The organism is Macrococcoides bohemicum, assembly GCF_003259675.1.
In the GTDB taxonomy this organism is placed as follows: Bacteria; Bacillota; Bacilli; order Staphylococcales; family Staphylococcaceae; genus Macrococcoides; species Macrococcoides bohemicum.
Map to the genome: position 1 here is coordinate 1 of NZ_PZJG01000008.1, position 11960 is coordinate 11960.

Annotated in this window: 11 protein-coding genes; 10 read left to right on the plus strand and 1 reads right to left on the minus strand. The window is 36.8% G+C overall.

Annotated features, from left to right (window positions below; all coding sequences use genetic code 11):
• Positions 1-245: 245 nt before the first annotated feature.
• Positions 246-911, plus strand: a complete 666-nt coding sequence (locus BHX94_RS10810; protein ID WP_170120832.1) for a nitroreductase family protein — start codon at positions 246-248, stop codon at positions 909-911.
• Positions 912-953: 42 nt separating this feature from the next.
• Here the strand turns inward: BHX94_RS10810 and BHX94_RS10815 are convergent, their stop codons facing one another.
• Positions 954-2183 carry a NupC/NupG family nucleoside CNT transporter gene (locus tag BHX94_RS10815; protein WP_111746598.1) on the minus strand — a complete coding sequence of 410 codons (1230 nt, stop codon included), beginning with the start codon at positions 2181-2183 and terminating at the stop codon, positions 954-956.
• Positions 2184-2368: 185 nt separating this feature from the next.
• Between BHX94_RS10815 and BHX94_RS10820 the strand changes: the two genes are divergently transcribed.
• From BHX94_RS10820 to gltX, 9 genes are all read left to right on the plus strand, one after another.
• Positions 2369-2830 carry a CtsR family transcriptional regulator gene (locus tag BHX94_RS10820; protein ID WP_111746600.1) on the plus strand — a complete coding sequence of 154 codons (462 nt, stop codon included), beginning with the start codon at positions 2369-2371 and terminating at the stop codon, positions 2828-2830.
• A gap of 11 nt (positions 2831-2841) precedes the next feature.
• Positions 2842-3234: a UvrB/UvrC motif-containing protein gene (locus tag BHX94_RS10825; protein WP_111746602.1), complete on the plus strand. Its 393-nt coding sequence runs from the start codon at positions 2842-2844 to the stop codon at positions 3232-3234.
• Positions 3224-4234, plus strand: a complete 1011-nt coding sequence (locus BHX94_RS10830; protein ID WP_111746605.1) for a protein arginine kinase — start codon at positions 3224-3226, stop codon at positions 4232-4234. The genes BHX94_RS10825 and BHX94_RS10830 overlap by 11 nt, the downstream gene beginning before the upstream one ends.
• A 12-nt stretch (positions 4235-4246) precedes the next feature.
• Positions 4247-6670 (plus strand): ATP-dependent Clp protease ATP-binding subunit, encoded by a 2424-nt coding sequence (locus BHX94_RS10835; RefSeq protein ID WP_111746606.1) that lies wholly within the window; start codon positions 4247-4249, stop codon positions 6668-6670.
• 152 nt (positions 6671-6822) lie between these two features.
• A complete protein-coding gene (radA, locus tag BHX94_RS10840; RefSeq protein WP_111746608.1) occupies positions 6823-8184 on the plus strand; it encodes a DNA repair protein RadA in 1362 nt (453 codons plus the stop codon).
• Between the two features lie 12 nt (positions 8185-8196).
• Positions 8197-9252: a PIN/TRAM domain-containing protein gene (locus BHX94_RS10845; RefSeq protein ID WP_111746610.1), complete on the plus strand. Its 1056-nt coding sequence runs from the start codon at positions 8197-8199 to the stop codon at positions 9250-9252.
• Positions 9245-9925, plus strand: a complete 681-nt coding sequence (ispD, locus tag BHX94_RS10850; RefSeq protein ID WP_111746612.1) for a 2-C-methyl-D-erythritol 4-phosphate cytidylyltransferase — start codon at positions 9245-9247, stop codon at positions 9923-9925. Before BHX94_RS10845 ends, ispD begins: the two co-directional genes overlap by 8 nt.
• Positions 9922-10404, plus strand: coding sequence for a 2-C-methyl-D-erythritol 2,4-cyclodiphosphate synthase (ispF, locus tag BHX94_RS10855; RefSeq protein ID WP_111746614.1), 483 nt, complete (start codon positions 9922-9924; stop codon positions 10402-10404). Before ispD ends, ispF begins: the two co-directional genes overlap by 4 nt.
• Positions 10405-10414: 10 nt before the next feature.
• The gene (gene gltX / locus BHX94_RS10860; protein WP_199798157.1) at positions 10415-11869 is read left to right on the plus strand and encodes a glutamate--tRNA ligase; all 1455 of its coding nucleotides are present in this window, start codon (positions 10415-10417) and stop codon (positions 11867-11869) included.
• Positions 11870-11960 lie beyond the last annotated feature (91 nt).

An 11960-nucleotide genomic window follows, 5' to 3' on the forward strand; every position in this document is an offset into this window, starting at 1 on the left:
AGACCACGCTTATTTTCGCATGCATGAATTTAAAGAAATTAGCAAATTATCTAGCAGGTTAAGCTGGATATTTTGCTAATTTCTTTAAAATAACAATATTTTTCGAAGAAAAAAGACAAACTCACTTATAAAATTGTGAGTTTGTCTTCAGTCTGAAGCCTGCATTTGAAAAATGCAGGCTTTTTTATTTTGTGACATTTCAGATGCATGTTATAATCAATCATTATAAAAAAGGAGTGTCCTACATGAAAGACTTATCATTAAAACAAGCAATCGAATCACGTCATTCAATAAAAGAGTTTAATCCAGATATCACAATTTCTCATGAAATAATGGAAGAAATGATTACTTTAGCAACAAAGGCACCGTCTTCTATAAATTTACAGCCTTGGAGATTTGTTGTAGTAGAATCCGATGAATCGAAAGCTGCAATAAGAGATCACGTTCATTTTAATACGCGTCAATTAGATACGAGCTCAGCTTTTGTACTAGTATTATCGGATAATAACCATAAAAATGACTTAGATAGAATTATGCAGCAAAATGTAAAAGAAGGATATATGGATCAAAATATAAAAGATGAAAATACGAAGGTGATTCAACAGCTTCTGGATCAGACGCCAGATGAATCTATGTATACTCAAGGAATGATGGATTCTGCCATGGCGGCAATGCAGTTTATGCTTGTCGCAAAAGATTACGGCTTCGATACAAATCCAATTGGTGGTTTTGATAGAGGGGCAGTATTACAAGCGTTAAATATTGATGGAGGACGATACACACCTGTAATGTTCATCGCAATTGGAATTGCAGCTAAAGAACATTATCCATCCTCAAGATATGATGTTTCAGAAATAGTGACATATAATTTTTCTGAAACAGGCGTTATTGGTAAGAAAAAAGGATTCTAACAAAAAAGCTCAATCTGAAAATCTCAGATTGAGCTTTTACTATTATAAGAAGAATCCAGCGATTGTTGCAGAGATGAATGATACAAGTGTTGCACCATATAATAATTTTAAACCGAAACGAGCAACGACATCGCCTTGTTCATTGTTCAATGATTTGATTGCCCCTGCAATAATACCGATAGATGAGAAGTTAGCAAAAGATACTAAGAATACAGAAACGATTCCGATCGCATGTTCTGATAATTCGCCAGTCTTTCCTTTAACAATGGACTGAATATCTAGCATTGCAACAAATTCATTCGAAACGAGTTTAGTTGCCATAATAGATCCTGCGCGAACCGCATCGTCCCAAGCGATTCCTGTTAAGAATGCAAGAGGTGCAAACAAATACCCAAGTATAGTCTGGAAGTTCATTTCGCCTGGTGTAAACGCATCGACGATTCCATTAAGCATCGCGATTAATGCGATATATCCGATTAGCATTGCAGCAACAATTACTGCAACCTTAAATCCATCTAAAATATATTCTCCTAACATTTCAAAGAATGATTGTTTCTTTTCATCCGTATTTGTACCCATAATTACAGCATCTTCTTCTTCTGCTGAAACAACGTAAGGGTTGATGATTGAAGCAACGATAAAACCACCAAATAAGTTTAAGATAATAGCTGTTACGACATATTTAGGTTCAATCATCGTAAAATATGCACCGACGATAGATAGTGATACCGTACTCATCGCTGAAGCTGTTAACGTATATAAACGGTGCTTCGGAATATATGGTAATTGTTTCTTAATAGAGATAAATACTTCTGATTGACCTAAAATTGCTGCTGCTACTGCATTAAATGATTCTAATTTCCCCATACCGTTTACTTTAGAAATCAGCCATCCTAAATATTTAATGATAAACGGTAAGATCTTTAAGTACTGCAAGATTCCGATTAAAGCTGAAATAAAAGTAATCGGTAATAATACATCCATAAAGAAAGTTGAAGCGGCAGGTACTTTACCGACAGCTGGATTTTCCAGACCGCCAAATACGAAGTTGACACCTTGTTCTGCATAGCCTAGTAAATAACCGAAACCGGTAGCTAATGCTTCTACTAATTTAATACCACCTGAAGTTTTAAGTAAAAGAAAAGCAAATAGAAACTGAATGGTCATCATTATGCCGATATATTGCCATCTTACACCTTTTTTATCCGAACTCATAACCCATGCAAGTAACAAGAACACAACAAGACCGATGATACCGATAATATAATTCATGAAATCTCTCCTTTAGTCATATTTTTTATACTATAAATATCATACTACACAACGAATGAAAGCGCTAAACATTTTTTCAACTTATTATGAAAATTTGTTCATCAAAAAAGGTCAAACAAAATATTTGATTAACAAAGTAGGATTAAATATAATTAAGTCAAAGAAGGTCAAAGGTGGGTGATGTCATGCACAATATGTCAGATATAATTGAACAATATTTAAAACAGTTACTTGAAGAAGCGCAGGATGATGTTGTCGTAATTAAACGGGCACATATTGCTGAAAAGTTTGATTGCGTTCCATCACAGTTAAACTACGTCATTAAAACGCGCTTCACAAATGAACACGGCTATCAGATTGAAAGCAAACGTGGTGGCGGAGGTTATATTCGTATCACAAAAATTGAATCAAATAATAAGGCAGCGTTTATTGAGCATTTAATGGAATTAACGGGGAAACAGATTTCACAACAAAATGCTGAACGTATTATAGAAGGTTTACACCAAAATGAATTGATTAATGAGCGAGAGAAAAAGATTATACTTGGTACGATTCATCGTGATGTTTTAATGATTGATGTACCTTATCGTGATTATATACGCGCTAATATTTTACAAAATGTGCTGAATATCATTCATTATAACTAAGGAGAGATTGTATGTCATACGAAGAAGAATTTTCAATGAATCAGTTACTCAAACACTTGTTAAATAGTGGTGAGTTTCAAGCAGCCCATACACCTGACAAGTGTCCAAATTGTGGACTGACTTTAAGAGAAGCATTACACATCGGCAAATTTGGTTGTCATGAATGTTATAACACATTTAGTGATTATGTACCGCAAGTTATAGAGCGCGTACAGGCTGGTAATTTACAGCATATTGGTGTAACACCACATAAATCACAGGAAAAGATTGCACTGAAGAAAAAGATAGAAGCACTGGAAGAGAAATTACAATCATTAGTAGAGAAGCAAGCATTTGAAGAAGCGGTTGGTGTGCGTGATGAAATCCGTGCACTTAAGGAAGGTGGAGATACACATGCTGAATAAACATCTTCAGAATATATTAAGTGATTGGATGCAGTCAGCTGATGAACCCGCTGTTATCTTGAGTTCACGTATCAGGCTCGCACGTAATCTGGAAAATTTCGTTCATCCGATGATGTTTGCTGAAGATACTGCTGATAAAGTAATTGAAGAAGTGTCGAATGTATTAATAAAGGATTACGAACTAATCAAGATGATTGAAACACCGATGAAAGAGCGTCAAATGTTGGTAGTAAAACATTTGATTAGCAAAGAATTGATGGAGGCAAAGCACGGAGCTGTATTAATCAATGAAGATGAATCTGAAAGTATCATGATTAACGAGGAAGATCATATTCGTATACAAGTATTAGGTCACGATTTGTCGCTACATCATTTATATGAACGTGCACGCGTTATAGACAAAAAACTTGATGAAAAATTAATGATTTCTTATGATGAGCACTATGGTTATCTTACAACATGTCCAACCAATATTGGAACAGGCTTACGTGCCAGCGTTATGTTACATTTGCCGGGACTTTCTATTATGAAGAGAATGTCGCGGATCGCACAAACGATTAATCGATTTGGATTCACGATTCGTGGGATTTACGGAGAAGGTACACAAGCTTTAGGACATGTATATCAAGTGTCAAATCAACTGACGCTCGGTAAATCAGAAGAAAGTATCATCGATGATTTAACACAGGTGGTTGAACAGATTATTGAAGAGGAAATCAATATGCGTAAGCGTATGAATAATTATGATCATATCGATACAGTAGATAGAATCTACAGAAGCTTAGGGATATTGAAATATAGTCATAAAATTTCTGTAGAAGAAGCGAGTCTTAGATTAAGTGAGATTAAAATGGGTATTGATATGGGCATCATAAAAGATACTCCGTTTAGATTCAATGAACTGATGGTTGCTATACAGGCACCATTTATTGATAAATTGTATCCAGAGAATAAACAAATAGATGAAAAAAGAGCACAAATGCTACGAGAGCATTTGTAAGGAGGATAAAATATGTTTGGTAGATTAACTGAAAGAGCACAGCGTGTGTTAGCACATGCACAAGAAGAAGCGATTCGTTTAAATCATAATAATATCGGTACAGAACACTTATTATTAGGTCTTGTAAAAGAACCTGATGGAATTGCTGCGAAAGTGTTAGCGGCGTATAACATTACAGAAGAAAAGGTTGTACAGGAAGTTGAACAATTAATCGGTCATGGCACAGATATGGGTGGAACAATTCAATATACACCACGTGCTAAAAAGGTAATTGAATTATCGTTAGACGAAGCACGTAAACTTAACCATAACTTTGTTGGTACTGAGCATATTCTATTAGGATTAATTCGTGAGAACGAAGGTGTTGCAGCACGCGTGCTTGCAAATCTTGATTTAAATATTACGAAAGCGCGTTCTCAAGTCGTTAAATTATTAGGTAGTCCGGAAATGGATGCTAAAGGCCACGGTGAAGCTAAAGCACAAGGCACACCAACATTAGATGAATTAGCGCGTGATTTAACGGTCATCGCTAAAGACGGCACGTTAGATCCAGTTATAGGTCGTGCTGATGAAGTAACGCGTATTATTGAAGTATTAAGCCGTCGTACGAAGAACAATCCAGTATTAATCGGTGAACCAGGTGTTGGTAAAACTGCAATTGTAGAAGGATTAGCACAAGCAATCGTAAACAATGAAGTGCCTGAAACGTTAAAAGGTAAACGTGTTATGAGTTTAGATATGGGTACAGTTGTAGCGGGTACGAAATATCGTGGGGAATTTGAAGAACGTCTTAAAAAGGTGATGGATGAAATTCATGCAGCTGGCAACATCATTTTATTCATCGACGAATTACACACATTAATCGGTGCGGGTGGCGCTGAAGGTGCTATTGATGCATCGAATATCTTAAAACCTGCATTAGCACGTGGAGAAATTCAATGTATCGGTGCAACAACTTTAGAAGAATACCGTAAATACATTGAAAAAGATGCAGCGTTAGAACGTCGTTTCCAACCAGTTCAGGTAGATGAACCAAATGTAGAAGATGCAATTGCAATTTTACATGGTTTACGTGACCGCTATGAAGCGCATCACCGTATTCAAATTTCTGATGAAGCTTTAGTTGCAGCCGTAAAAATGAGCGATCGTTACATTTCTGACCGTTTCTTACCAGATAAAGCGATTGACTTAATTGATGAAGCAAGTTCAAAAGTGCGTTTACGTAACTATACAACGCCACCAAGTTTAAAAGAACTTGAAGCTGAACTTGAAAAAGTAAAAAATGAAAAAGATGCTGCAGTGCATTCTCAGGAATTCGAACAAGCAGCAGCGTTACGTGACAAACAATCACAACTTGAAAAGCAATTAGATGAAACGAAAAAAGAATGGCAAAAAACGCAAGGTTCTAACAACACATCAGTGACACCTGATGATATCGCAATTGTTGTTGCGAACTGGACGGGTATTCCATTAAATAAAATTGCAGAAACTGAATCACAAAAATTATTAAACTTAGAAGAAATTTTACATGACCGTGTAGTAGGACAACATGATGCGGTTGTATCGATTTCTAAAGCAGTGCGTCGTGCCCGTGCTGGTCTTAAAGATCCGAAACGTCCAATCGGAAGCTTTATCTTCTTAGGACCAACTGGTGTTGGTAAAACTGAGCTTGCAAGAGCATTAGCGGAAGCGATGTTTGGTGAAGAAGATGCAATGATTCGTGTAGATATGAGTGAATTTATGGAGAAACATAGCGTGTCTCGTTTAGTAGGTTCACCTCCAGGATATGTTGGTTTTGAAGAAGGAGGCCAATTAACTGAGAAAGTGCGCCGCAAACCGTATTCAGTTATTTTATTCGATGAAATTGAAAAAGCTCATCCGGATGTATTTAACATGTTATTACAAGTGTTAGATGATGGTCGATTAACGGATTCTAAAGGGCGTACAGTAGACTTTAGAAATACTGTAATCATTATGACAAGTAACGTTGGGGCACAGGAATTAAAAGATAATAAATTCGTAGGATTCGGTGGTAGTGATGCGGCACAAGATTATGAAACTATCCGTAAGACAATGATGGATGAGTTGAAGAAACAGTTCCGTCCAGAGTTCTTAAACCGTATTGACGATATTATCGTGTTCCATAAGTTGGAGAAAGAACAATTAAAAGAAATCGTTACGTTCATGGTCAATGGCTTAACGAAACGCTTAAAAGAACAAGATATTTATATTACATTAACAGACGCTGCGAAAGAAAAAGTAGCCGATGATGGATACGATCCAGAATATGGTGCACGTCCGTTAACACGTTCTATCCAAAAGAACATCGAAGATAAGTTATCTGAAGAGCTATTAAAAGGTGAGGAATTAGCTGGTCACAATGTGACAATTGATTATAAAGATGGCGAATTTGTAATTACAAAAGAAAAGCAATAATGAAACACATACTGCTGAAATAATAGTAGAAACACTGTTATTTCAGCAGTATTTTTATTTTTAAAATATTATTGCATCATATTAGGGGTTAACATTGTCTAAACATGCAAAAAGATTTAAAATAAATACATATTATAATGGGGGGGAATATATTGGCTAAAGTGAAATCAACTTTTGAATGTATGGCCTGTGGTTATCAGTCCCCAAAATGGATGGGTAAATGTCCGAATTGTGGCGCCTGGAATCAGATGGAAGAAGTCATCGAACATAAACAAAAAGGACCAAAAACAGCAATACATCAGCAAGATTCAAATTCTAAAGTAGAAAAATTAAAAAATATAACGAAAGAAAGTGTGCCAAGAGACCATACGCAAATGGGAGAACTAGACCGTGTATTAGGTGGCGGTATTGTTCCTGGCTCACTCGTGCTCATTGGTGGAGATCCAGGTATCGGAAAGTCAACATTGTTACTACAAGTGTGTGCGATGTTGTCACAACGTCATCCCGTACTTTATATATCAGGTGAGGAATCGGTAAGACAAACAAAACTCCGTGCAGACCGCTTAAAGGAAGATGCCGGAGAGTTAGATGTGTATGCGGAGACAAATCTTCAAATCATACATGAAACCGTGAAGAAGATGCAGCCGAAGTTTTTAGTGATTGACTCTATTCAAACGATTTTTCATCCGGAAGTAACGAGCGCACCAGGTTCAGTATCTCAAGTGCGTGAATGTACGCAGGAGTTAATGCGTATTGCAAAGCAGATGAATATTGCGACGTTTATCGTCGGTCACGTTACAAAAGAAGGGCAAATCGCAGGACCACGTTTACTTGAACATATGGTAGATACTGTACTTTATTTTGAAGGCGATACACATCATAGTTACCGTATTTTACGCGCCGTGAAAAACCGTTTCGGTTCTACAAATGAAATGGGTATATTTGAAATGCGCAATACTGGCCTTACAGAAGTATTAAACCCGAGTGAAATGTTCTTAGAAGAACGTACGAAGAATGTAGCCGGTTCTACGATTGTTGCCACAATGGAAGGCACGCGTCCACTCCTTGTTGAAGTTCAATCTTTAGTGTCACCGACATCATTTCATAACCCTAGACGTATGGCGACGGGTATTGACCATAACCGTTTAACGCTGTTAATGGCAGTACTAGAAAAGAAACAAGGTTATCTGTTACAGCAACAGGATGCCTATGTCAAAGTAGCAGGTGGCGTAAAATTAGATGAACCTGCTGTTGATTTAAGTATTATTATTAGCATTGCTTCAAGCTATAATGATAAACCAACCCGTGGCGATGACTGCTTTATCGGAGAAGTAGGTTTGACTGGAGAAGTAAGACGTGTTGCGCGTATTGAACAACGTGTGCAGGAAGCTGAAAAACTTGGATTCAAACGTGTCATTATTCCAAAGAATAATATCGGTGGCTGGGATTTCCCGGAGAATATCGAAGTGATCGGTGTAACAAATATAAGCGAAGCATTAAAGCTTGCGTTTTAAGGAGGTGAAAATATGTTAAAGAAATTAGTAACGTTAATATTTATTGTAGTAGGTGCAAGCTTAGGGATTTTTGCGATACCTGAATTGATTCGTTTATTTAATTTGAATGTTCCTGAAATTCTTAAGAATACATATGTTGATGGTGCGATTGGGATTGTTGTCTTTTTTATTTTATTTTATTGGTTGATTGATCGCGTAGTTAACCTCATTATTAAAGGTGAAAAATCTTTATTAAACATTAATTTTATGGAACTTATCTTTGCAACGCTCGGTATGATTTTAGGATTGATGATTGCTTCGATGATCAGTTTAATCTTTAACTCTATGGGCTTTATATTACTTAAAAATACAGTGCCAGTAATTCTGGCGGTTGTATTAGGTTATTTAGGGTTTCAGGTTGGACTAAAGAAACGTGATGAAATTCAAAGTTTCTTACCGGAACGATTCCAGAGCGGTTCAAACAAACGCCGTGTGCTGGATAATACGAAATTATTGGATACGTCGGCAATCATTGATGGTCGTATCTTATCAATCGTAGAGTGCGGATTTTTAGATGGTACGATTATCGTTCCTCAAGGCGTATTAGATGAATTACAGCTTATCGCAGATTCAACAGACGGCATGAAGCGTGATAAAGGACAACGTGGACTGGACATTTTAAGTCAGCTTCAGAACACAGGTCATCCGATTAAGATTGTCCCTGGCAATAAAAATATTAAAGAAGTCGACCAACTATTAGTCACAATGGCAAAAGAAACAAAATCAAGCGTCATTACAACAGACTTTAACTTAAACAAAGTATGTCAGGTGCAAGGCATTAAAGTATTAAATGTGAATGATCTATCTGAAGCAATTAAACCAGTTGTCGCACAAGGTGATAAGTTTATACTGAATGTGACGAAAGCTGGGAAAGAAGAGAACCAAGGTGTCGGATATTTAGAAGATGGCACAATGGTCGTTGTAGAGAATGGTAAACATTTAATTAATAAACAAGTGAACGTGGAAGTACAATCTGTACTTCAGACTGCTTCAGGCAGAATTATATTTACAAAGAAAGTGAATGACTGATATGTATGACGTAATCATTCCGGCAGCAGGCATGGGTAAACGCATGCAGGCGAATCAAAATAAAATATTACTGACAATCAATCATAAATCAATACTTGAACATACCGTTCAAGTATTTCAAAATGATGATAATTGTCGGGCGATTCATCTGGCCGCACAACGTGATGAAATAAGTATGTTACAATCAATGCTCACAAATTACAGTAAAATTGACGTTATCACTGAAGGTGGTAGTGAACGCCAATACAGTATTTATAACGTATTAAAAGTGATTGAGCCCTGTGAATATGTATTTGTACATGATGCGGCAAGACCATTTGTTACGCAGGACACATTAAACAAACTATATGAATCGATACAACAAAATCACAGCGTTATCGCGGCTGTGAAAGTAAAAGATACGATTAAACGCATAGAAAACGATCAAGTTACAGAAACATTAAAACGAGATGAATTATGGCAAATACAAACACCACAAGCATTTAGCTATCAGTTACTACTCGATGCATACAATAAAGCAGATGCAGATCACTTTTTAGGTACAGATGATGCATCACTTGTTGAACGTATTTCCAAAGTTCATATCGTAGAAAGTGACTACGACAATATCAAAATCACAACGCCGGAAGACATGTTCTTCGCGGAAGCAATACTGAAGAAAAGAGGGTTATGATGAGAATTGGATATGGATATGATGTACACCAATTAATCGAAGGCAGGCCTTTGATCATCGGCGGGATTGAGCTTGTTCACGATAAAGGATTACTGGGCCATAGTGATGCCGACGTATTACTACATGCGATTACAGATGCAATATTAGGTGCGGTTTCACTTGGTGATATCGGTAAATTCTTCCCGGACGATGACCCGAAATATAAGGGTGCGGATTCTAAAGTTTTACTGAAAAACGCCTACCAGCATGTACTGGAACTCGGTTATGAAATCGGAAATCTAGATGCCACAATTATCGCTGAAAAGCCGAAATTCAGACCTCATATCGATGCGATGCGTGAATCGATTGCAAATGTGTTAAATACAGACATATTCAATGTTAACGTCAAAGCAACGACGAATGAGAAGATGGGCTATTTAGGCAGACAAGAGGGGATACAAGCTCAAGCTGTGGTATTATTATTAAAGAAAACTAATTAATGGAGTGAATATAATGAGTAAAGTAAGAGTAAGATATGCACCAAGTCCGACTGGTTTCTTACACATCGGTAATGCACGTACTGCATTATTTAACTATTTATTTGCAAGACATAACGGCGGAGATTTTATCATCCGTATTGAAGATACAGATACTGCGCGTAATGTTGAAGGCGGAGAAGCGAGTCAGTTAAAGTTCTTACAATGGTTAGGGATGGACTGGGATGAATCGATTGATAAAGATGGAGGATATGGTCCTTACCGTCAATCTGAGCGTGCGCATATTTATAATCCAATCATTGAAAAGTTATTAGCTGAGGATAAAGCTTATCGTTGTTACATGACATCTGAAGAGTTAGAAGCAGAACGTGAAGCACAGCTTGCACGTGGAGAAATGCCGAGATACGGTGGTAAACATGCACACTTAACAAAAGAAGAAGAAGCGGCTTTAATTGCTGAAGGTCGCGAACCTGCTATTCGTATTCGTGTACCGAAAGATAAAACTTATACATTTAATGATATGGTTAAAGGTGAAGTATCATTTGATTCTAACGGGATCGGTGACTGGGTTATCGTGAAAAAAGATGGTATTCCAACGTATAACTTCGCGGTAGCAATCGATGATCACTTCATGGAAATCACTCACGTTATCCGTGGTGATGATCATATTTCAAATACACCGAAACAAATGATGGTTTATGAAGCGTTAGGATACGATATCCCGACGTTTGGTCACATGACATTAATCGTAAATGAAGACCGTAAGAAGTTATCTAAACGAGATGGTTCAATCATTCAATTTATTGAACAATATCATGATTTAGGTTACTTACCAGAAGCATTATTCAACTTTATCGGATTACTTGGCTGGTCTCCAGAAGGTGAAGAAGAAATCTTCTCTAAAGCGCAATTTATCGAAATGTTCGATGAGAAACGTTTAAGTAAATCACCAGCATTCTTTGATAAACAAAAGCTTGCATGGATCAACAACCAATATATGAAGACAAAAGATTTAGATACAGTATTTGAAATGACGTTACCACACATGGAAAAAGCAGGTCTTATTTCAAATAACCCAACAGAAGCAGAACTTGCATGGGCGAAATCTTTAGTAAGTTTATATCAACAACAAATGAGCTACGCTGGTGAAATCGTTGAATTATCTGAGTTATTCTTCAAAGATGAATTAGCTTTAGACGAAGAAGCATCAGAAGTTGTAAACGGTGAGCAAGTACCTGAGTTAGTAAAATCTTTAACAGCTCAGCTTGAAGCATTAGATACTTTTGATGCGGCAAGCATTAAAGCTGCAATTAAAGCGGTTCAGAAAGAAACTGGTATTAAAGGTAAGAACTTATTCATGCCGATTCGTGTGATGGTATCTGGCCAAACACATGGTCCTGAATTACCAAATACAATGGAGTTATTAGGTAAGGATAAAGTAATCGAGCGTTTAAGTGTTTACGCATAATGAAACAAAAATAGTTGAAAAATAATCGCAATCTATTATAATCAGATTATGAGAATAAGTAGATAGTTAAATTATCTAAAGAGAGCATACG